The following is a 21,455-nucleotide window of genomic DNA, read 5'->3' as shown; positions in this document are numbered from 1 at the left end:
CGCCGTCCCTCCCCGAGTCCTACTTGCCGGCGTACTCCTCGGCGATGCGGACCAGGGTGCGCGTGCCCGCGCCGGTTCCGCCCTTGGACGTGTAGCCGTGCGGTCCGCCCTGGTTGAAGGACGGGCCCGCGATGTCGAGGTGCGCCCACTTGACGCCGTCCTCGATGAACTCCTTGAGGAACACGCCCGCGGAGAGCATGCCGCCCCAGCGCTCCCCGGCCACGTTGGCGATGTCGGCCACGGACGAGTCCAGGCCGGCGCGCAGCTCGGAGGGCAGCGGCATCGGCCAGGCGGCCTCACCGGCGGCTCCGGCCGCGGCGACGACCTCGTCGCGGACGGTGTCGTCGTTGGACATGACGGCGAACACGCGGGTGCCGAGCGCGACGAGCTGGGCGCCGGTCAGCGTGGCGATGTCCACGATCAGGTCCGGCTCGTCCTCGTGCGCGCGGACCAGGGCGTCCGCCATGACCAGACGGCCCTCGGCGTCGGTGTTGAGGACCTCGACGGTCTTGCCGCCGTAGATGCTCAGGACGTCGGAGGGGCGCTGGGCGGTACCGCTGGGCATGTTCTCGGCCACGGCCAGGTAGGCCACGACGTTGACCTTCAGCTCCAGGGCGGCGATGGCGCGCATGGCGGCGAGCACGGAGGCGGCGCCGGCCATGTCGGACTTCATCCAGTCCATCGAGCCCGCGGGCTTGAGGGACAGGCCGCCGGAGTCGAACGTGATGCCCTTGCCGACGAAGGCGACGGTCTTGCCGGCCTCCGGGTGGCTGTGGGCCAGGCGGACCAGCCGGGGCGGGTTGGTCGAACCCTGGCCGACTCCGGTCAGACCGCCGTAGCCGCCCTCGGCGAGGGCCTGCTCGTCCAGGACCTCGATCTGGAGGCCGGCCTGCTGGGCCGTGTCCTGGGCCGCCGCGGCCAGGTCCTCGGGGACCAGGTCCGCGGGGGCGGTGTTGACCAGGTCACGCGTCAGGGAGACGGCTTCGGCCAGGATCCTGGAGCGCTCCACGGCCTCGGCGGCGCCGGAGGCGGTGGAGACCACGGTCAGGTCGACGGTCCGGCCGTCGCGTTTGGCGGCCTTCTCCCCGGTGCGGTACCGGTCGAAGGAGTAGGCGCCCAACTGGGCGCCGAGCGCCACCGCGGCCGCCTCATCGGCGGTTCCGGCCGGCAGGGCCAGGGCGACGCGGCCGGTGCCCTCGGGGCGCGAGGACAGGGAACGCAGGGCCGCTCCGGCGGCGCGGGACAGGATGTCGGAGTCGACGGGACCGTCGGTGGGCGCCGGGCCGAGACCGACCGCGACGACGACCGGGGCCGTGACGGCTCCGAGGGAGGCAAGGGTGTGCACCTCCTCGGGTTCGCCGCTCGCTCCCAGGAGCGACAGGGTCGAGCCGAGGCCACCGGAGAAGGCGGCGTCGACGTCATGAGCGCCCGACGCGGGCTCCGGAGCGTCGCCTCCGGAGTGGTAACCGACGACAACCGCGTCGGCGTCGAGCGAACTGGGGGACTCCGTATGTACTGACAACGACGTGCTCACGTCCCCGATGCTAGTCGCCTCGTGAACGCGGCGGCGACGCGGCACCCCGCGCCCTCCCGGGCGCTGACGGGGCACTCCGTGCGCGGCGGGAGCAGGGGCGTTCCCCGGGGCGACCGCGTCCGCTCCACGCGGGGAGGCGGGCTCTGGTCGCCGGTGGGGGGTGTCGTACGGGGTCGCCCGGACCGGTCGGCTCTGCCCAGGCGGGCGGGGTGCGAAACTCCGTGTGAAAAAATGTGATGCTGGTGACATCGGTCCGCGGGGTGCTTGGAGCTTGGTACGAAGTGGGCCGCGTCACGGCCGGGCCGTTCACCCCCAGGAGGTGACGGCCGCCGCCGTGACCAGTGCCGCGGCCGTCGCCGACTCCACCAGGGCGCCCAACACGTCACCCGTGATCCCACCGAGGCGCCGTACCGAGCGCCGCAGCAGCACGCCCGCCACGAGCAGTCCGGCCACGACTCCGGCCACGCAGCCCGCGGTCGAGAGGGGGGAGTGGAGCCAGGCCATCGCGCACACCACGGCCACGACCACGCAGCCCGCCGCGGCGAGCCGGGCGCCCACCGTGCCCGCCACCAGCGCGCCCAACCCCTCGGGCCGGGCCGAGGGCACCCGCGGAGTGCAGGCGAGGGTGACCGCCAGGCGTCCCACCGCCCACGCGGCGGCCGCACCGGCCAGGGTGGCGCCCGGGGACGTCCCGACCAGCTGGCCGAGCGCCAGCACCTGCGCGGCCAGCACGACCACCAGGGTGATGACGCCGAACGGGCCGATGTCCGACCGCCGCATCACCTCCAGCGCGCCCTCGGCGGGGCGGTTGCTGCCGAAGCCGTCGGCGAGGTCGGCCAGTCCGTCGAGGTGCAGTCCCCGGGTGAGCAGCGCGCCGAGGCCCACCGCCAACAGCGCGGCCAGCGGATCGGACAGGCCGAGGGCCGCGCCCGCCAGGGCGACGGCTCCGATGAGGGCGCCGAGCACCCCGCCCAGCGGCGCGGCCCAGAACATCGCCCACCCGGCGGCGGCGCGGTCCACCCGCTCCACGCGCACGGGCGCGACGGTGAACGTGCCCAGGGCCATCCGCGCGCCCGCCGTGGCGTCCCCGTTCACGGCAGGTCCAGGACGCGGCCCGCCGTCACCAGGACGACCTCCTCGGACTCGGCCCCCACCCACTGGTTGAGCCTGCCCAGGTGGTCGCGGAACAGTCGCCCGGCAGGGGTCGCGGGGACCACGCCCGAGCCGACCTCGTTGGTCACCGCCACCACGTAGGCCTGGGTGGTCCGCCATGCCTCCAGGAGGCCGCCGACCTCCGCCTCCAGCCTTTCCGGGGCGTCCCGGCCGGGCGGGTCGGCCCACATCCCGTGCCGGTCCATGACGGCGGTCAGCCAAGTGCCGAGGCAGTCGACCAGCACGGAGCCGCGCGCCCCCTTGAGCAGCCCCACCAGATCGGCGGTCTCCTCGGTCCGCCACCACCAGGGACGGCGGCCGGCGTGCGTTGCGACCCGCTCCGCCCACTCGGGGTCCTCCTCCGGGTCGGGTGCGGGGCCGGTGGCCGCGTAGACCACGCGGGGCTCGGCGAGCAGGCGGAGTTCGGCCTCGGTGGACTTACCGGAACGAGCCCCGCCGGTGATCAGCACGCGGTGCGGGCCGTGCGGCCGGGACTCGGGCCACACGGTGGGCGGGCACGACATCACGTGACCGTCGCCGGGGGCGAACGCCCCCCACAGCCGCGCCCTGCGGGCGAACTCCCAAGGAGAACGGACCCGGTGGTCACCGCCGACCGCCACGACCGCCGTGGTCACCCCGATCACTCCGGACCGCCGCAGCTCCCCGATGACCTCAGGTCGTCGCGCCACGTCGACGATCACCATGTCCACCTGTTGCGGTGGTGCCGTCGCGGCGTAAGCGGAGGTGTCCGCGTGGTCGGATTCGACCGGGGGCCCGCCCGGTGCGGGCCCCGGGGAGGAGCGCGCGAACAGCAGACGCCCACCGTTGGGGCCCTCGACCAGAACGCCGTCCGCGGCGTGGGTGACCGTGTACCCGGGGGGCACCGGTCCGACCGCGCCCTCCGGGCGGATGCGGAAGCGGTCGTCGACGGTCACGCGCAGCGGCAGGCGGCGTTCCGCCTGCGCCTGGTTGCAGGAGGCACAGGTGCACTGCGGGGCCGGCCAGCCCGCGTGACCCGCTGTCCCGAGAAATCGGATACGCACCCGAAGAAGTAAACAGCATGACGCGCCAAGCCTTGGTTAAGCTCGGGGCAGGAGCCGGTGACGGACACCGGCGGATCGGCGACGAAGGGCGGCCGGACATGGCGTGGACCTGGCGGTACATCGGGGCCGACGAGGGGGAGCCCCAGGGCGCGGACCTGCCTGAGGAGGCCTTCACCTCGCGGGGCGACGCGGAGAGCTGGCTGGGCGAGCACTGGAGGGAGCTCGCCGAGGTCGGCGTGGAGCGGGTCGCGCTGATGGATGATGACCGGGAGGCCTACGCGATGTCGCTCGAAGGGGCCGAGTAGTCCGCTCCCGGCCGCACCGAGAACGCGGATGTCCCGACGGAACGGGACCATTGGGGCATGGTTTCCACCCTCCGCAACCTCGCGGTACTCGAACTCGTCAACATCCCCCTGTTCGCCTTCATCATTTTCGACGTGCTCAGTGTGCCGCCCTCCCCGGTCAACCTGGCGGGGTTCGGTCTGGGCACCCTGTTGCTGGTCGAGGGCAGCGCCTACTGGTGGGCCAAGGTCCACCAGCTGCGCACCCGGGCGCCGCGACCGGTGGGTATGGCGGTCTTTCGCTTCCTGAGGTGGGTCAACGCGGGGCTCCTCCTCCTCGCGGGCGCGTTCATCGGCTGGTCCCTGTCCGACGGGATCCTCTGGACACGGGTGTGGCCCGGGGTCGGTATGTGGTTGTTCGCCGTCGGTGAGCACGTCAACTACTTCCACCTCCAGCTCTCCCACCAGACCCGCGCCGACCTGCGGCGGCTCTGGCGCACCGGACGGCCGCACCGCTCCCACCTGGCGCGGGACATGGCGCGCTGACCCGCCGGACACGACGGCGCCCCGGCACCCGTCGGGTGCCGGGGCGCCGTCGTGTTTGTTTTGGGCCTCCGCCGCGCTTCGGCCCGTGTTCGGCCGCCCTCAAGGCAGGGATTCTTCCTCCTCGGCCACGCCTGCCGCTCGTTCCTCGCCACGCGGCTCGCCTCGTCGTGCAGAACCCTGCCGGCGCCCGAACGACAACCCCCTCGGGTGAGGGCTCCGGAAACCTAACCGAGGTTTCGGATGTCCTCCGGGCTGCGGGTGAGCGCGGCGTCCCGCCGAACACTGTCGCCCAGGATCTCGTCGATGCGTGCGACCAGCGCGTCGTCGAGTGTGACCCCGGCCGCCTCGACGTTGTCGCGCACCTGCTCCGGGCGGGAGGCGCCGACGATCGCGGCGGACACGTTCCGGTTGCGAAGGACCCAGGCGATGGCCAGCTGCGCCATGCTCAGCCCCGCCTCGGCGGCGAGCGGCTCCAGCTCCGCGACCTTCCGCAGGAGCGCCTCGTCCTCGGTCATGTCCTTGACGAAGTGACTGCTCTTCGGGTCGGCTCCGCGCGAACCGCTCGGGGCGGCCTGGCCGGGGCGGTACTTACCGGTGAGCACCCCGCCCGCGATGGGCGACCACACGATCTGGCCGATGCCCTCGCGTTCACACACCGGCACGACCTCGGACTCGATGACCCGCCACACCATGTTGTACTGCGGCTGGTTGGAGACGATGCGGTCGAACCCCATCTCGTCGGCGATCTTCAGCGCGCGCTCGATCTCCTCGGCCCGCCACTCGGAGACGCCCACGTAGAGGACCTTGCCCTGGCGGACCAGGTCCTCGAAGGCCCGCATGGTCTCCTCCAGCGGGGTCGTGTAGTCGAACCGGTGAGCCTGGTACAGGTCCAGGTAGTCGGTTCCCAGCCGGCGGAGGGAGTCCTCCGCGCCACGGATGACGTGCTTGCGGGACAGCCCCCGGTCGTTCTTGCCCTCGCCCATGGGCCAGAACACCTTGGAGAAGATCTCCAGCCCGTCGCGGCGCTCGCCCTTCAGCGCCCGGCCGAGGACCTCCTCCGCCTTGCCCTGCGCGTAGACGTCCGCGGTGTCGAACGTGGTGACGCCCGCGTCCAGCGCCGCGCGCACACAGGCGGCGGCGGTCTCCTCCTCGACCTGAGAGCCGTGTGTGATCCAGTTTCCGTAGGCGATCTCACTGATGACCAGACCGCTGTTGCCCAGATGCCGAAACTCCATGCGGAGCACTGTAGCGGGGGAGCGCGCCGGCGCGCGAGACATGCCGGAGCCTGTTCGGGAGCGCTCCCATGTCGGTTCGGGTGAAGGGCCGGTGCACGCACCGGCCCTGCTCACCGTCCGTGGCCCCGGCCTCAGCGCGCGTGGCGCGGCGTGGGGTCGTCCCGGACCTTCAACCGGGGCTTGGGCAGGCGCAGGCGGCGGAACTGGATCTGCCGCATCGCCGCGTACCAGCCCGCACCCCTGACCAACGGGTCGTCCGGGAAGTACTCGGCGGCGCGCCTCTTGACCGTGCGGCCCACGATGACGCCCTCGGTGACGATCGTGACCAGCATGAGCACGAACAGCGGGTACACGGCCATCTGCACGAGGGGCACGTTCACGAGGGACAGCGCGAGGATGAGCACCGACAGCGGGAGGAAGAACTCGCTGACACAGCGCCGCGAGTCGACGAAGTCGCGGGCGAAGGCCCTGGCCTCGCCCATGTCCTGCTGGCGGAAGTAGCGCTCCTCGCCCTTGGGAGCGCCCGCGTCACGGGCCTTGCGCCCGCGCTGGCGGTCGAGGCGCTCCTGGTAGGCCCGGTAGGCCTCCTTGCGCGACTGCGGGACGTTGAGCGGCCTGCGCAGGTCACGTTCGGATTCCTTGCGCTTTGGGGTGGGGACACCCTTCTTAGGGGTATATCCCTTAGGTTGGGTGGACTCAGTGGCCTCTTGGCTGGCGGATTCGGCAAGCTTCGAATCCGTGGCTGCGGTAGCGGAGCGACGTCGGAACACACCTTCAGGGTAGCCGGTCACAGCTTTATGGCGACCGCGGGCCAGACCGCGTAGGGTTGGGCGAAGCGCCCGCTGGGAACAGCCGATGTACGCACCGAGAAGGGGACGGCCACGCCGATGAGCGTGTTTCAGCGACTTTCCATGATCTTCAAGTCCAAGGCCAACAAGGCCCTGGACTCGGTCGAGGACCCAAGGGAGACACTCGACTACTCGTACCAGAAGCAGCTTGAGCTCCTGCAGAAGGTTCGGCGCGGCGTCGCGGACGTCGCCACCTCCCGCAAACGCGTCGAGCTGCAGATCCAGCAGCTGGAGCAGCAGTCCGAGAAGCTGGAGAACCAGGGCCGCGCGGCCCTGGGCCAGGGCCGTGAGGACCTCGCGCGTGAGGCCCTGACCCGCCGTTCCGGTCTGGCCAGCCAGATCGAGGGGCTGCGTGAGCAGCACGCCAACCTCCAGGGCGAGGAGCAAAAGCTCACGATGGCGGCCCAGCGCCTCCAGACCAAGGTGGACGCCTTCCGCACGCGCAAGGAGACCATCAAGGCCACCTACACCGCCGCCCAGGCCCAGACACAGATCAGCGAGGCCTTCTCCGGGATCTCGGAGGAGATGGGCGATGTCGGCATGGCGGTGCAGCGCGCCGAGGACAAGACCGCCGAGATGCAGGCGCGCGCGGGCGCGGTCGACGAGCTCCTGGCCTCCGGGGCGCTCGACGACGTCACCGGCACCGCCAAGGACGACATTCAGGCCGAGCTGGACCGGATGGCCAGCAGTTCCGGTGTCGACGCCGAGCTCGAGCGCATGAAGATGGAGCTCGGACAGGGCAACGGCGGCTCCGCCCCGCAGATCGAGGGCGGCAACAACCGGGAGGGCTCGTGATCGTCCGCATCCTGGGTGAGGGGCAGCTCGACCTCACCGACGCCGACCTGGACGTCCTGAACTCCGTCGACTCCCAGCTGGAGGCGGCGATCGAGTCGGGCGACGAGGCCACGTTCCGTCAGGCGCTGCACGACCTGCTGGACAGGGTGCGCGCGGACGGCAAGCCGCTCCCCCCCGAGGACCTCAAGCCCTCACAGGTGATCCTCCCGCCCGCCGACGCCACCATGGAAGAGGTGCGGGAGATGCTCCAGGACGACGGTCTCATCCCCGGCTGACCCCTCCGACCGGGTGGGCCGCCCTCCGTCCAGGCGGACCGCCCGTCCCCACGAACGGCGCGCGTCGACCGGTGAGCGAGTCGGACGCGCCCCGTGACAGCGTGCGCGTGCTTTGCCCACGGCCGCCGTGACCCTTCTCGCGTCACGGCGGCCGTGGTGTGTCTCAAACCCTTTCCGACCTGGGCGAACTAGACTCCGAACCACGGGTTGGGAGGAGTCGTCATGGCGGGTTCGAAGTTCAGGCCGGACCGAGGGCTCACCACGCGGATGGTGACGACCATGGGTCTGCTCACCCTGGTCTACGTCGCCTTCGTCGTCGGTCTCATCGCGGTCGGCATGAGTGTCTGGTTGGTCCTCCTGGTGGTCGGGGGGTTCGCGCTCTTCTCCTACTTCGCCTCCGACAGGATCGCGATGTTCTCCATGGGCGCGCACGAGGTCAGCCCCCAGCAGGCACCCGAGCTGCACGCCGTGATCGACCGGCTGTGCGCCATGGCCGACATGGCCAAACCGCGGGTCGGTATCGCCGACTCCGACGTACCCAACGCCTTCGCCACCGGGCACAGCGAGAAGACCTCCGTGATCTGCGTGACGACCGGTCTCCTGCGGCGCCTGGAGGGCCAGGAGCTGGAGGCGGTCCTGGCGCACGAGCTCTCCCACGTGGCGCACCGCGACGTCATGGTCATGACCATCGCCGGGTTCCTCGGCATCGTCGCGGGCTTCCTGACCCAGGCGGGCCTGCGCTTCGCCGTGTTCAGCGGGGCCGCCGGGGGGCGGAGCAACAACGGCGGACCGGCGCCCGCCGTGATCGCCCTGCTGGTGGTCCTGGTCAGCGCGGTCGCTTGGGCACTGAGCTTCCTGCTGACCCGGGCGCTGTCCCGTTACCGCGAGTTGTCCGCGGACCGCTCCGCCGCCTACCTGACCGGTCGTCCGTCGGCGCTGGGCAGCGCGCTCACCAGGATCACCGGTGACATGGCCCGCATCCCCACCCGTGACCTGCGGCAGGCCGAACCGTTCAACGCCTTCTTCTTCGCTCCCGCCCTCACCCGGAAGGGCTTCAGCATGAGTCGCCTGGTCGCCACGCATCCTCCGGTGGACCAGCGCCTGGCCCAGCTGGCCGAGATCTCCCGGCAACTCGGCCAAGGGTCCTGACCACCACACCACGACACCGAGGCGAGGCACCCGTGAAGAGACTCTGGCGTGCGATCCTGGGCCGTTCCGAGCCCGCGCGCCCCGACCTGGACGCACTGTTCGGGCTGCCCTCGGCGGCCCTGACCCTGCGGGCGTCGGCGGGTTTCTCGCCCACCGGCACCGGGTCGGTGGCCTTCCGGGCGGCGGAGGGCGCCGCCTTCGCCGACCTGGAGCGCGACGTGACCGCGCTGCTCAGCGCGGGCGGTGGGCCCCCCGTGGAGCAGGTGGCCGACGACTACGGCTACACCTGGCTGGTCATGCGCGCGGGGGGCGCGGAGCCGGGAGAGGGGGAGGTCACCGATCCTGACATCTCCGGCCTGGTCACCGACCTGCACGCGGTCAACTCGACATTGGAGGCGAACGGCTACGGCCCCTCGCTGCTGTGCTCGCTCGTGGGGTTCACCGACACGCGGCGACGGGCGTTGGGGCTGGTCTACCTGTACAAACGCGGCACCTTCTACCCGTTCGCCCCGCTGGGAGGGCACCGGCGGGACAACCCGCTCGAACTCCAGGTCGAGGCCGTGATCGGTACCGACCTGCCGGTCGAGCGCGACAGGTCCCGCTGGTTCCCGGTCTACGGGGCCCCGGGGCTGCATCCTCAGAACTGAGATTCCACTATACGGAAATCAAAATCCACTAAACGGATAAATTTGCTCCGAAGGTCTGGTGCGACCGCGGACTGACCGGCACAATGGCCACGTGCGTATCGTCATCGCCCCAGACAAGTTCGCCGGAACCCTCTCCGCGGTCGAGGCCGCTCAGGCCGTCGCCGACGGGTGGCACCGGACCGATCCCTCCGCCACGACCGAGCTGCTTCCGCTCTCCGACGGTGGCCCGGGTTTCGTCGAGGTCCTGCACGCCGCCCTGGGCGGCAAGGTGTACGAGGCCCGGGTCACCGGTCCCCTCGGCACGCCGGTGACCGCCGAGTACCTCCTGGACACCGGGACCGGTACCGCCTACGTGGAGAGCGCGCAGGCCTGCGGGCTCCACCTGGTCCCGGCCGTCGACCGGGACCCCGGCCGGACCACCAGTCACGGTGTGGGCGAGCTCATCGCCCGAGCGGTCGACGCGGGCGCCACGACCGTCGTCGTCGGCCTGGGCGGCAGCTCCACCAACGACGCCGGCGCGGGCATGCTGGCGGCCCTCGGCGCCGGGCCGGCCGCCGCTCTCAGCCACGGCGGCGGCCCCCTCGCGGACACACCCGAGGGCGTCGACCTCGAACCGGCCCGCCGGGCCGTGTCCGGGGTCCGCCTCATCGCCGCCACCGACGTCGACAACCCGCTCCTGGGCATCCACGGGGCCAGCGCCGTGTTCGGCCCGCAGAAGGGTGCCGACCCCGACCAGGTCCAGCGCCTGGACGCGGCACTGACCGCGTTCGCCGACCGGGTCGACCCGCGGGGGGAGATCCGCGACACCCCCGGCGCGGGAGGCGCGGGCGGTCTCGGTTTCGGCCTGCTCCTGCTGGGCGGCACCGTGGAGTCCGGTGTCCGGCGCGTCCTGGAGGCGGTCCGCCTGGCTGAACGCCTCTCCGACGCGGACCTCGTCATCACCGGTGAGGGCTCCTTCGACTCGCAGTCCCTGCGGGGCAAGCTTCCGCACGGAGTCGCGAGCATGGCCAGTGAGTACGGGGTTCCGTGTGTGGTGACCGCCGGTGCGGTCAAGGTCGGCCGCGCCGAGGCGGCCGCGGCCGGTATCACGGAGACCTACTCCCTGGTGGAGTCGGCGGGTTCGGTGAAGGCCGCGATGGGCCGCTCGGCCGATGAGCTGCGTTCGATGGCCGCCGACATCGCCCGCCGCTGGTCGCGCTGAGACCGCCCCTGGGCGGTGGCGGGCGACGAAGTGGGGGGCGCTGCGCCGTCAGGCGTCGGTTGAGGGTGCCCCAGCCCTTCCGCGAAGCGGCGCCCTGGGCGGTGGCGGGCGACGGGTGGGAGGATTACCCTGGAACCGCACACAGATATCGTGCGTAGCCGTGGCCACTCCACGATCAGGGGCCACGGCGGCAGGGAGAACACAGCCGCCGCGCGGCGGAATGCGGTATCGACCCCGGACGTTGACACCCGTTGAGGAGGATCGGATCCGTCGAGGCGGGTCCGTCCCGTACGCCACCCGGGGTGGCCAGGCAGCCGCGACCCCTTTCCAGAGGAGCTTTACAACATGACGGTTCAGAGCGAGGTCACCGAGGGGATCATCCTCACCGACGAGGCGTCCGCCAAGGTTCGGGCGCTCCTGGAGCAGGAGGGCCGCGACGACCTGCGTCTCCGCGTCGCCGTCCAGCCCGGCGGCTGCTCGGGGCTGCGCTACCAGCTCTACTTCGACGAGCGTGACCTCGACGGGGACGTGGTCACCGACTTCGGCGGGGTCGAGGTCGTCACCGACCGGATGAGCTCCCCCTACCTCGTGGGTGCCACGATCGACTTCGTCGACACCATCGAGAAGCAGGGGTTCACCATCGACAACCCCAACGCGACCGGTTCCTGCGCCTGCGGTGACTCCTTCAACTAGGCGCCACGCCACACGGCGATCCCCCTGACCCCGGGCCAACCGGGGCACGGTGCCCGAGGGGAGGGCGGCCACGACCGCCCTCCCCTCCGCCATGCCCGGTTCCGGCCGGTCTCCTCCCGAGAACGGTGAGTCGCTGTATACCCTGGGGCGGTCCGAACGGGCGCGACCGCGCCCATCGAGTCGACACCGACTGACGCCTCCCAGCAAGGAGCCCTCGTCCCGTGCGTATCGCGGTTGCCGGATCCATCGCCACCGACCACCTGATGACTTTCCAGGGCCGGTTCTCGGAGCAGATCATCCCTGACCAGATCCAGCAGTTGTCCCTCTCCTTCCTCATCGACGAGCTGGACGTACGGCGCGGCGGGGTCGCCGCCAACATCTGTTTCGGTATGGGTGGCTTCGGCCTCACCCCCGTGCTCGTGGGCGCGGCGGGCACCGACTTCGAGGAGTACCGCTCCTGGCTGGACCGCCACGGCGTCGACACCTCCGCGGTCCATATCTCCGAACTGCGGCACACCGCTCGCTTCATCTGCACCACCGACCTCGACCAGAACCAGATCGCCTCCTTCTACGCGGGCGCCATGGCCGAGGCCCGCAACATCGAACTCCAGCCCATCGCGGACCGTGTCGGCGGCCTCGACCTCGTCCTCATCGGTGCCGACGACCCGGCCGCCATGGTCCGCCACAGCGAGGAGTGCCGGTCGCGCTCCATCCCGTTCGCCGCCGACCCCTCGCAGCAGCTCGCCCGTATGGACGGCGAGCAGGTCCGCTCCCTGATCGAGGGGGCGGCCTTCCTGTTCAGCAACGAGTACGAGAAGGCGCTCGCCGAACAGAAGACCGGATGGTCGGACGAGGAGATCCTCGAACTGGTCGGCACCCGCGTCACGACCCTGGGAGCCAAGGGCGCGCGGATCGACCGCGAGGGCGAGCCGAGCGTGCACGTCCCGTCCGCCGCCGTCGGCGAACTCGTCGACCCCACGGGCATGGGCGACGCCTTCCGGGCCGGCTTCCTCGCCGCCCACTCGTGGGGCCTGCCCCTGGAGCGCGCCGCGCAGGTCGGCAACGCCACGGCCGCGCACTGCCTGGAGGCGGACGGACCCCAGGAGTACTCCCTGACCGGCGCCTCCCTGACCGAGCGCCTGGAGCGCTCCTACGGTTCCGAGGTCGCCGCCGAGGTCGCTCCGTTCGTGTGATCCGCCGTGCCGCCCCGGCCTGGACGCGCCGTCCTGGTCGGGGCGGTGTCCGCGAACCCGTAGAGTAGTAAGTCGCGACCCGCACGACCCGGTCCTGGACCGGGCCGCTGCCCGACGGTCGGCCTCCGCCGACCAGCACGGGGAGCCCCGTGCCACCCGGTGCGCTGAAACGCGTGCCGGGCTTTTCCGAGCCCAAGCCGTCCGCGCGGGGTCGCCGCGACGGTGGGAACCCGTCCCAGCCGCACCGTCGGCGGGACTCGGGCGCCGTAGGCGCCTCCCAGATCTAGGCCAGCCTTACCTGGGATTCCCGGATTCACTGTGAAAGGACTACGCATGCGCTACACCGGACCGAAGGTGCGGTTGTCCCGGCGCGCCGGCACCCCGCTGACCCGTAAGGCGGTCAGCTACTTCGAGAAGCGTCCGTACCCGCCCGGTGAGCACGGTCGCCGTGTCCGCCGCAACAGCAGCGACTTCGCCGTCCGTCAGGCGGAGAAGCAGAAGGTGCGCTGGTACTACGACCTGACCGAGAAGCAGCTGCTGCGCGTCTACGAGAACGCCAAGAAGCGCCCCGGCCGTACCGGTGAGGAGATGCTCGCCGAGCTGGAGCTGCGCCTGGCGACGGTCGTGCTGCGCGCCGGTTTCGCCGCCTCGATCTACGCCGCCCGCCAGTTCATCAACCACGGCCACATCACCGTGGACGGCAAGAAGGTCGACATCCCGTCCTTCCAGGTCAAGCCGGGCCAGATCATCAGCGTGCGGGAGAAGTCCCGCCAGATGGTCCCGTTCGTCGAGGCCGCCGAGGGCGTCCACGCCGACGACAAGATCGCCGGCCACCTCGCCGTGAGCCACCAGGACCTGCGCATCGCGGTCGTCGACCGCCCCAAGCGTGAGCAGATCCCGGTGCCCTTCGACGAGCAGCTCGTCGTCGAGTTCTACGCTCGCTAGACAGGGCTGTTCCCAGCCCCGAGCCGGGCAGAGGCCGTGTGGACGTTCGCCGTCCGCGCGGCCTCTGGCGCGTCCACGGCGTGGTGTGCGCCACCCGCCGGTTCCGGAGGAGGCACATCGTTACCGCAACGCAACCGCGACCAGGGGCGGCCTTTCAGTACCTGCGGCGGATGTGATAAGCGCTACCCCGGGTCAGGGGTTCCTCCGTGACGAAGTCGTGCATCTTCATCCGGCACCAGGCGGGGATGTCCGCCTTCGCGGCGGGATCGTCCGCGGTGACGGCGATGACGGAGCCGATGGGCACCTCGTGCAGGCGTTGGGCGAGCATGAGGATCGGGATCGGGCACTTGCGGCCGACCGCCTCCACGGTCACCAAAGGTCGCTCGTTCGGATACTCGGGCACGGTCATCCCCCCGCGGTGTCGTCGTCCTGTGTCCCAATCTTGACCCGCTCCTCCGACTAAGGCGAACCCGGTTAAGGGCGTCGTAAACCCAGCGATACGCTCACCTTGGTCCCGCCTCGCGCACCGCGCGCCGGTCGACGGCGAACGATCGCGGACGGGGGCCCGGGGGGACGCGCCGGGCCGCGCCTCGTAGCCAGCCGGGAGGGTTGCCCTCCGCGGGCGAACGGGCCCGGCTCCGTGTGCCGCCGCGCGTCCCGTAAAGGCTGTCTGGCAACACGCTGACCAGGTCAGCCCATGAACAGGACGCTGGACGGTTCGCGATAATGTTTCCCCCTGACAAGCTTTGGATACTTAGGCCGCCCGCGGACGATCCGCGGGCTTCACCGCTGGGAAGGCAATCCGTGAGTCCGACCCGCCAAGAGAATCGGCGCTCCAAGACGCGCCGATGGGCACCACGCGGCGCCGCGCTCGCCGTGCTGGGGCTGGCCGCGACCGGCTGCGCGTCGAACGAGCTCACTCGTTTGGGCATGCCGGAGCCGATCACCGAGCAGGCCGAGCGGGTTCTCTCGCTCTGGCAGGGCTCCTGGGTGGCGGCGTTCGCGGTCGGCATTCTCGTGTGGGGACTGATCATCTGGTCGGTCATCTTCCACCGCAAGCGCTCTGAGCAGTTGCCGCCGCAGGTGCGGTACAACATGCCCATCGAAGCGCTCTACACCATCCTGCCGATCGTCGTCATCTCGGTGCTCTTCTACTTCACCGCGCGCGATCAGGCCTACCTGCTGGAGACCGACGAGCCCGCCGACGTCCACGTCGAGGTCGTCGCCTTCCAGTGGGCCTGGCAGTTCAACTACCTGGACGAGACGCTGGACGACGGCGGCGAGGTGCAGTTCTCCGAGGTCGGTACCCCCGACCCGACCGGCAGCGCCGACCCCTCGACGCAGCCCACCCTCGTTCTCCCCGAGGGCGCGGTCGTGCACTTCGACCTCCGGGCGACGGACGTCATCCACTCGTTCTGGATCCCGGAGTTCGCGTTCAAGATGGACGTCATCCCCGGCCGGGACAACGCCTTCCAGGTCCAGCTCCAGGAGGGCACCTCCGGGGAGTACATCGGCCGCTGCGCCGAGCTGTGCGGCGCCGACCACACCCGCATGCTCTTCAACGTCGAGGTCGTCTCCCAGGAGGAGTACGACGCGTGGGCCGCCGAACAGACCGCCCTCGCGGAGCGGGAGGCGGCCGAGCTGGACGAGGCCGCCGCCCAGGCCCAGGCAGACGCCGAGGCCGCCAACGATGACGAGGCCTCCGAGCGGGCCGAGGGCACCGAGGCCGCCGAGGAGGAGACCGAGGCGACCGACGAGGGTGACGAAGCCGAGGCGGAGGACACCGAGGACGACACCGGGTCGGCCGACGCCGAGGAGAATGACGAGTCATGACCACCACCGTGAGTAAAGCGCGCACCGAAGGTCAGGCACCGTCGCGCAAGGGGTCGATCATCGTCAACTGGTTGACGTCGACCGACCACAAGGTCATCGGGTACATGTACCTGATCACCTCGTTCGCCTTCTTCCTCTTCGGCGGCGTGCTGGCCCTGCTCATGCGGGCCGAGCTGCTCGCCCCGGGCATGCAGCTCATGTCCAACGAGCAGTTCAACCAGCTGTTCACCATGCACGGCACGATCATGCTGCTGATGTTCGCGACCCCGCTGTTCGTCGGGTTCTCCAACATCATGATGCCGCTGCACATCGGCGCACCGGACGTGGCGTTCCCGAGGATGAACCTGTTCGGGTACTACCTGTACCTGTTCGGCAGCCTCATCGTCGTCAGCGGGTTCCTGACCCCCGGCGGCGCGGCGGCCTTCGGCTGGTTCGCCTACACCCCGCTGTCCGACGCGGTCCGCTCCCCGGGCCTGGGCGGCGACCTGTGGATCCTCGGCCTGGCGGTGTCCGGTCTGGGCACCATCCTGGCGGCGGTCAACTTCATCACCACCGGTCTGTGCATGCGCGCCCCCGGCATGACGATGTTCCGCATGTCGATCTTCTCCTGGAACACGATGCTCACCAGCGTCCTGGTGCTCATCGCCTTCCCGGTCCTGACCGCGGCCCTGATCGCCCTGGGCGCCGACCGCATGGTCGGAACACAGGTCTACAACCCCGAGCACGGCGGCGCCATCCTCTGGCAGCACCTGTTCTGGTTCTTCGGCCATCCCGAGGTGTACATCATCGCGCTGCCGTTCTTCGGTATCGCGACGGAGATCCTGCCGGTGTTCAGCCGCAAGCCGATCTTCGGCTACAAGAGCCTGGTGGGCGCGACGATCGCGATCGCCGGCCTGTCGGTGACCGTGTGGGCGCACCACATGTTCCCGACCGGCGCGGTGCTGCTGCCGTTCTTCTCGTTCATGACCTTCCTCATCGCGGTCCCGACCGGTGTGAAGTTCTTCAACTGGATCGGCACGATGTGGCGCGGACAGCTCAGCTTCGAGACGCCGATGCTGTTCACGATCGGCTTCATGGTCACCTTCCTCTTCGGTGGTCTGACCGGTGTGCTGCTGGCCTCACCGCCGATCGACTTCCACGTCACCGACTCCTACTTCGTGGTGGCCCACTTCCACTACGTCGTGTTCGGCACCGTGGTCTTCGCGATGTTCGCGGGCTTCTACTTCTGGTGGCCCAAGTTCACCGGGCGGATGCTCAACGAGAGGCTCGGCAAGGTCCACTTCTGGCTGCTGTTCCTGGGCTTCCACGGCACGTTCCTGGTGCAGCACTGGCTCGGCGCGATGGGCTTCCCCCGCCGCTACGCCGACTACCTGCCCACGGACGGCTTCACCGACCTGAACCAGTTCTCGTCGATCTCGTCGTTCGTGCTGGGCGCCTCGACGCTGATCTTCTTCTGGAACATGTACATCACGGCCAAGAAGGCGCCGAAGGTGACCGTCGACGACCCGTGGGGCTACGGCTGCTCCCTGGAGTGGGCGACCTCCTGCCCGCCGCCGCGGCACAACTTCACGTCGCTGCCGCGGATCCGCTCCGAGCGTCCCGCGTTCGACCTGAACCACCCGCACGCCGCGGCCCCGGGCGCCGTCCCGGTGGGCGTCACGAAGGAGTAGGGGCGAGCTCACGATGAAGATGCAGGCCTATCTGTTCATGGGCGTATCGACCTTCTTCGGTCTGGCCGCCCTGCTGTACATGTACTGGTCCTACCAGGACACGGGCTCGATCGAGTGGACCGGTTCGACCGCCCTGGTGGTCTCGATCGGCTTCGGCTGGATGATCGGCTTCTGGCTCTGGCAGGCGGCCCGTCGCAGCGAGCACTTCCACGGCCTTCCCGCGGAGGAGCGGCTGGACGGCGACATCGCCGAGAACGCCGGAGAGTTCGGGTTCTTCAGCCCGCACAGCTGGTGGCCGCTGTTCGTCGCGCTGGCCATCGCCTTCATGGCGGTGGGTGTGGCGATCGGCTGGTGGATGGTGTTCATCGGCGCTCTGGCCGTCACCCTCACCGCCATCGGCTGGGTCTTCGAGTACTACCGCAAGGAGTTCCAGCACTGATGTCCTGACCCGCCCAGATGATCACCTTCTGTACTTGGTTCATCGCTCAGGGTAGGATATAGAGGTCGCCGCCCCGGTGGCCGGAGGGTTCCGTGTCAGCGGAACCCGTCCGGCCACCGGGGTTCGCCTTGTGCGGCGGTACCGCGGCGACCCCTTCGTAAGGCGGGAGGTCCTGGCGTGAGCGGTCGAGTTTCCCGGTCAGCGGTGGCTGGAACGGCGGTGGCCGTCCTCGTGGCGACGGCCTGCACCACCGGAGGAGGGGAGAGCGCGGAACCCGGCGGCGGTCCGCGCATCACCGTGACCCCGGCCCCGGGGCGGGCCTCCGTGCCGCCGAACACCCCCGTGCGCGTCTCGGTCGAGGACGGGACCATCACCGACGTGCGGATCGAGCAGGCCGCCCACGAGGAACCGGCGGAGCCCGGGACCGCGCGGCCGGTGGCCGCGGGCGGCGGTGGGGAGACGGACGCGGCGGCCGAGGGGGACCTGAGCGAGGACCGGACCTCCTGGGTGAGCGACTGGAACCTGAGACCCGGCGCTTCCGTGCGCGTGTACGCCACGGCGGAGGACGGGACGGGCCGAGAGACCGAGGTGGTCTCCCAGTTCGCCACCGCGGGCGTGGACGGGGAGCACCGGCTCGAACTGGCCGCGAACCTTCCCAGGACGGGCGACGTCGTGGGCGTGGGCATGCCCGTGGTCGTCACCTTCGACCAGCCGGTCGAGTACAAGCGGCAGGTGGAGAACTCCATGGAGGTCACCTCGGAGGAGGCGACCGAGGGCGCATGGAACTGGCTCGACGACGAGACCGCCGTCTTCCGGCCCCGAGAGTACTGGGAGCCCTACCAGCGCGTCAGCGTCGACCTGCGCCTGGCGGGCGTGGAGGCCGCGGAGGGTGTGTACGGGACGCGCGACCGGCGCATCGAGTTCGAGGTGGGCCGTGAGCTGGTCGCCACCATGCACGTGCCCGACCACCGCATGCGGGTGGCGGTGGACGGTGAGGCCGTGCGCACCATCCCGGTGAGCAACGGCAAGGGCCTGCGCCGCTTCAACACCACCACGTCCGGGATCCACGTGACCATGGAGAAGTACGCGACGCTGGTGATGGACTCGGCCACGGTCGGCATCCCCAAGGGCTCACCCGGCTACTACCGCCTCGACGTCGACTGGGCGGTGCGCACGTCCAACAGCGGTGAGTTCACCCACGCCGCCCCGTGGAACCTCGGCAACCTGGGCCGCGCCAACGCCTCCAACGGCTGCACGAACATGTCGGTGGCCGACGCCCGGTGGTTCTACGAGCGGTCCCTCATGGGGGATCTGCTGGTGACCACGGGCACCTCCCGCGAACTGGAGTGGGACAACGGCTGGGGCTTCTACCAGCGGTCGTGGGAGGAGTGGCTGGAGCACAGCGTCACGGGCGAGCCGCAGGTGACCGACGGCTCCGGTACCCCCGGCTCCGTCCACGGCGACGACCTGTAGCCGTGTTCGCTTGGGCCTGCGCTGCGCTTCGCTCCGGCCCGGCGCTCGGGCCAGGCGTTCAGGGAGCGCTCAGGAGCGCGTCGAGGCGCTGGGAGACCCTGTCCCAGCTCCACTCCCGCGACACCCACTCCCGGCCCCGTGCGCCCATCCGGGCGGCTCGGTCGGGGTCGCGCAGCAGGCGGATGAGCGCCCGCGCGGTGGGTCCGGGCAGGGAGCCGTCGACGACGTACCCGGTCTCGTCCGCCAGCACCGCGTCCGGGGCCCCGCCGGAGTCACCGGCGACGACGGGCAGCCCGGTGGACGACGCCTCCAGGTAGACGATGCCGAGTCCCTCGACGTCCAGTCCGCCCCGCCGAGTCCGGCACGGCATGGCGAACACGTCTCCAGCGTCGTAGTGGGCGGGCAGCTCCTCCGCGGGCACCGCGCCGGTCAGGACCACGGAGTCCATGCCGCGCGCCGCCGAGCGCAGCCGCTCCGCGTCGGGCCCGTCCCCGACGACGAGCAGCGCGGCGTCGGGCACGTCCGCCAGGACGCGCGGCCAGGCGCGCAGCAGCGTGTCCTGACCCTTGCGCCGCACCAGCCGCGACACGCACACCACCACCGGGCGCCCGCCCAGTCCGTGGCGGGCGCGGATCTCCTCGCCGCCCGCCCCGGGGCGGAAGCGCTCGGTGTCCACGCCGGGGGCGAGGCGGCGCATGCGGTCGGCGGCCCCTGGGGACAGGGCGCGGGCCAGCCGACGGCGGGTGTACTCGCCCAGGTAGGTGACGGTGTCGGTGGTGTCGCCGATCCGCCGCAGCGCCTCGCGGGCCCCGGGCAGCGCCGACCAGCCGGTCTCGTGGCCGTGGGTGAGGGCCACCTGGCGCCGTACGGTGCCGTGTTCGCGCAGGGTGCCCGCCACCAGGCCGAGGGGGGCGGCCGCGCCGTACAGGACCGTGTCGCACCCCTCCAGGCCGGCGATGGCCCGGGCCCGTGCCGCCACCCGCGGGGTGGGCAGCAGGACGCGGGCGCCGTCGCGCACGACGGGGAAGGGTTGGCGCAGGTCGAAGTCGGGGTCGGCCCGCGCGTCGCGGTCGGCGGGTGAGGAGCAGTACACGACGACCGAGTCGTCCGGGCGGCGCAGGGCCAGTTCGTGGACGAAGGACTCGATCCCCCCGGGGCGCGGCGGGAAGTCGTTGGTGATGATCAGGGTTCGCGGCACGGACGCGAGTCTAGGGTCGCGGCCGCGCCCGTGCCGCGTGGGCGCACCCGGTCAGGGGCGGACGGCGGCGTAGAACACCGACTGGTAGTAGCCGCTGAGGCTCACCTCGGAGATCGTGCTCTGTGAGTTCGGGGCGTGCACCATCATGCCGTCGCCCGCGTACATGCCGACGTGCGTGGGGTTGGGGCCCCGGAAGAAGATCAGGTCACCGGGCTGCATGTTGCTCCAGGAGACCCGGGTACCCGCGTTGACCTGGTCGTAGGTGGTGCGGGGGAGTCGCACGCCCGCCGCTCCCCACGCGGCCTGGACGAGTCCGGAGCAGTCGTAGCCGTTCGGGCCGGTGCCGCCCCAGACGTAGGGCTTGCCGATCTGGTTGTAGGCGAAGTTCAACGCGGTGCGCGCGTTGCCGGAGGCCGGACCGGTGTAGGTGGCGCCGCCGCCGGACGAGCCCGTGCTTCCCCCGTTGCCGCCTCCGCTCCCGCTGTTGCCGCCGCCTCCGCCGCTGCCGCCACCGGTCGTGTTCTGGGTGGCCTCGGCGCGCTCCTCGGCGGTGAGCTCCTCCAGGAGCTCCTCCTGCTCGGCGATGGCCTCCTCGGCCTCCTCCGTGGCCTCCTCCGCCTCCTCCAGCGCCTGCGCGGCCTCCTCCTCGGTCGCGACGGCCTCGACCTCCAGCGACTCCAGGTACTCCAGTTCCTCGACGTAGAGCGCGAGGTCGTCGTCGTTCTGCTCGGAGAGGTAGGTCAGGTCGGCCTCGTGCGCCAGCATGTCCTCGGGGCCGGTGGCGCCGAAGAGCTGGGCGGGGGAGGTCAGGTCGGCGCCGGTGTAGGCGAGGTTGGCCAGGGCGCGCACGCTCAGACCGAGTTCGTCGACGGTCTCGCGCGTGTCCTCCAGGTCGGCCCTGATCTCCTCGAGCCGCGCCTCGGCGGCCTCGTGGGTCTCCTGCGCCTCGTTGTAGTCGGAGTTGAGGCGGCCGAACTCCTCGTCCAGGGCCTCGATCTGCTCGCGTACGTCCTCGACGGACGGCTCGGCGAGGGCGGCGGTGGGAACGAGGAGGACACCGGCGGTGAGGGAGGAGATGATCGCGGCGCGGCGGCCGCTGGGGGCAGGGCAAGCAGACACGGTGGGGACACCTTTCTCCCCTCGGGTCCGGCCGTCCGGGGCCGAGGGTTGAACCGGGCGGGTCTCGGGCAGTGAACGGCGCCAGCCGAAACGGTGTGGGGGTGTGCCCGATCCGGGCGAGGCCGTCACCACCAGGGGGCGGTGAAGAGGAGCGACCACGCTCGGCGATGAACACTAGTGCATCCT

At 71.0% G+C, this 21,455-nt stretch carries 22 protein-coding genes; 14 read left to right on the top strand and 8 right to left on the bottom strand.

Going from position 1 to position 21,455, the window contains the following annotated elements; all coding sequences use genetic code 11:
• Positions 1 to 19 precede the first annotated feature (19 nt).
• The 3 genes from KIK06_RS13000 to KIK06_RS12990 form a co-directional block, all read right to left on the bottom strand.
• Positions 20 to 1,534, bottom strand: coding sequence for a leucyl aminopeptidase (locus tag KIK06_RS13000; RefSeq protein ID WP_268643319.1), 1,515 nt, complete (start codon positions 1,532 to 1,534; stop codon positions 20 to 22).
• Positions 1,535 to 1,840: 306 nt separating this feature from the next.
• The gene (locus tag KIK06_RS12995; RefSeq protein WP_268645970.1) at positions 1,841 to 2,599 is read right to left on the bottom strand and encodes an adenosylcobinamide-GDP ribazoletransferase; all 759 of its coding nucleotides are present in this window, start codon (positions 2,597 to 2,599) and stop codon (positions 1,841 to 1,843) included.
• A gap of 26 nt (positions 2,600 to 2,625) precedes the next feature.
• A complete protein-coding gene (locus KIK06_RS12990; protein WP_268645968.1) occupies positions 2,626 to 3,621 on the bottom strand; it encodes a bifunctional adenosylcobinamide kinase/adenosylcobinamide-phosphate guanylyltransferase in 996 nt (331 codons plus the stop codon).
• 206 nt (positions 3,622 to 3,827) lie between these two features.
• Between KIK06_RS12990 and KIK06_RS12985 the strand changes: the two genes are divergently transcribed.
• Positions 3,828 to 4,034: a hypothetical protein gene (locus KIK06_RS12985; RefSeq protein WP_268645966.1), complete on the top strand. Its 207-nt coding sequence runs from the start codon at positions 3,828 to 3,830 to the stop codon at positions 4,032 to 4,034.
• A 57-nt stretch (positions 4,035 to 4,091) separates the two neighbouring features.
• Entirely contained in the window at positions 4,092 to 4,556 is a 465-nt protein-coding gene (locus KIK06_RS12980; protein WP_268643318.1) for a hypothetical protein, read from the top strand.
• 224 nt (positions 4,557 to 4,780) lie between these two features.
• On the opposite strand, the gene KIK06_RS12975 is transcribed toward KIK06_RS12980, so the two are convergent.
• Both KIK06_RS12975 and KIK06_RS12970 read right to left on the bottom strand, forming a co-directional pair.
• A complete protein-coding gene (locus tag KIK06_RS12975; RefSeq protein ID WP_268643317.1) occupies positions 4,781 to 5,791 on the bottom strand; it encodes an aldo/keto reductase family protein in 1,011 nt (336 codons plus the stop codon).
• Between the two features lie 131 nt (positions 5,792 to 5,922).
• Entirely contained in the window at positions 5,923 to 6,561 is a 639-nt protein-coding gene (locus KIK06_RS12970) for a DUF3043 domain-containing protein (protein ID WP_040690293.1), read from the bottom strand.
• Positions 6,562 to 6,678: 117 nt separating this feature from the next.
• On the opposite strand from KIK06_RS12970, the gene KIK06_RS12965 reads away from it, so the two are divergent.
• The 8 genes from KIK06_RS12965 to rpsD all read left to right on the top strand — a co-directional run bounded on the left by KIK06_RS12965 (position 6,679) and on the right by rpsD (position 13,537).
• On the top strand, positions 6,679 to 7,434 hold the full coding sequence (locus tag KIK06_RS12965; protein WP_268643316.1) for a PspA/IM30 family protein: 756 nt from the start codon (positions 6,679 to 6,681) through the stop codon (positions 7,432 to 7,434).
• Positions 7,431 to 7,709: a PspA-associated protein PspAA gene (gene pspAA / locus KIK06_RS12960; RefSeq protein ID WP_268643315.1), complete on the top strand. Its 279-nt coding sequence runs from the start codon at positions 7,431 to 7,433 to the stop codon at positions 7,707 to 7,709. Before KIK06_RS12965 ends, pspAA begins: the two co-directional genes overlap by 4 nt.
• Before the next feature lie 222 nt (positions 7,710 to 7,931).
• Positions 7,932 to 8,858 (top strand): zinc metalloprotease HtpX, encoded by a 927-nt coding sequence (gene htpX / locus KIK06_RS12955; protein WP_017600044.1) that lies wholly within the window; start codon positions 7,932 to 7,934, stop codon positions 8,856 to 8,858.
• A gap of 32 nt (positions 8,859 to 8,890) precedes the next feature.
• Entirely contained in the window at positions 8,891 to 9,505 is a 615-nt protein-coding gene (gene pspAB, locus KIK06_RS12950) for a PspA-associated protein PspAB (protein ID WP_268643314.1), read from the top strand.
• Between the two features lie 91 nt (positions 9,506 to 9,596).
• Entirely contained in the window at positions 9,597 to 10,706 is a 1,110-nt protein-coding gene (locus KIK06_RS12945; protein WP_268643313.1) for a glycerate kinase family protein, read from the top strand.
• A 345-nt stretch (positions 10,707 to 11,051) separates the two neighbouring features.
• Positions 11,052 to 11,399 carry a HesB/IscA family protein gene (locus KIK06_RS12940; protein ID WP_017600041.1) on the top strand — a complete coding sequence of 116 codons (348 nt, stop codon included), beginning with the start codon at positions 11,052 to 11,054 and terminating at the stop codon, positions 11,397 to 11,399.
• A gap of 221 nt (positions 11,400 to 11,620) precedes the next feature.
• A complete protein-coding gene (locus KIK06_RS12935) occupies positions 11,621 to 12,592 on the top strand; it encodes a carbohydrate kinase family protein (protein WP_017600040.1) in 972 nt (323 codons plus the stop codon).
• Between the two features lie 333 nt (positions 12,593 to 12,925).
• Positions 12,926 to 13,537, top strand: a complete 612-nt coding sequence (gene rpsD / locus KIK06_RS12930; protein ID WP_017600039.1) for a 30S ribosomal protein S4 — start codon at positions 12,926 to 12,928, stop codon at positions 13,535 to 13,537.
• 154 nt (positions 13,538 to 13,691) lie between these two features.
• Here rpsD and KIK06_RS12925 read toward each other — a convergent pair whose 3' ends face one another.
• Complete coding sequence (locus KIK06_RS12925; RefSeq protein ID WP_040690288.1) at positions 13,692 to 13,946, bottom strand: sulfurtransferase TusA family protein; 255 nt, start codon at positions 13,944 to 13,946, stop codon at positions 13,692 to 13,694.
• Positions 13,947 to 14,341: 395 nt separating this feature from the next.
• Here KIK06_RS12925 and ctaC point away from each other — a divergent pair, with 395 nt between their 5' ends.
• From ctaC to KIK06_RS12905, 4 genes are all read left to right on the top strand, one after another.
• Positions 14,342 to 15,370, top strand: a complete 1,029-nt coding sequence (gene ctaC, locus KIK06_RS12920; RefSeq protein ID WP_442789767.1) for an aa3-type cytochrome oxidase subunit II — start codon at positions 14,342 to 14,344, stop codon at positions 15,368 to 15,370.
• On the top strand, positions 15,367 to 17,040 hold the full coding sequence (gene ctaD / locus KIK06_RS12915; RefSeq protein WP_268643312.1) for an aa3-type cytochrome oxidase subunit I: 1,674 nt from the start codon (positions 15,367 to 15,369) through the stop codon (positions 17,038 to 17,040). Before ctaC ends, ctaD begins: the two co-directional genes overlap by 4 nt.
• A gap of 13 nt (positions 17,041 to 17,053) precedes the next feature.
• Positions 17,054 to 17,479, top strand: coding sequence for a cytochrome c oxidase subunit 4 (locus tag KIK06_RS12910; protein WP_017600035.1), 426 nt, complete (start codon positions 17,054 to 17,056; stop codon positions 17,477 to 17,479).
• A 177-nt stretch (positions 17,480 to 17,656) separates the two neighbouring features.
• On the top strand, positions 17,657 to 18,952 hold the full coding sequence (locus tag KIK06_RS12905; protein ID WP_268643311.1) for a L,D-transpeptidase: 1,296 nt from the start codon (positions 17,657 to 17,659) through the stop codon (positions 18,950 to 18,952).
• A 58-nt stretch (positions 18,953 to 19,010) separates the two neighbouring features.
• On the opposite strand, the gene KIK06_RS12900 is transcribed toward KIK06_RS12905, so the two are convergent.
• Complete coding sequence (locus tag KIK06_RS12900) at positions 19,011 to 20,150, bottom strand: glycosyltransferase family 4 protein (protein WP_268643310.1); 1,140 nt, start codon at positions 20,148 to 20,150, stop codon at positions 19,011 to 19,013.
• 51 nt (positions 20,151 to 20,201) lie between these two features.
• Complete coding sequence (locus KIK06_RS12895) at positions 20,202 to 21,269, bottom strand: C40 family peptidase (RefSeq protein WP_268643309.1); 1,068 nt, start codon at positions 21,267 to 21,269, stop codon at positions 20,202 to 20,204.
• Positions 21,270 to 21,455 lie beyond the last annotated feature (186 nt).

This window comes from Nocardiopsis sp. EMB25, from assembly GCF_026797795.1.
GTDB lineage: Bacteria > Actinomycetota > Actinomycetes > Streptosporangiales > Streptosporangiaceae > Nocardiopsis > Nocardiopsis lucentensis.
The sequence above is the reverse complement of the archived record's forward strand: the minus strand, read 5'-3'. Positions and strand labels throughout refer to the sequence as shown.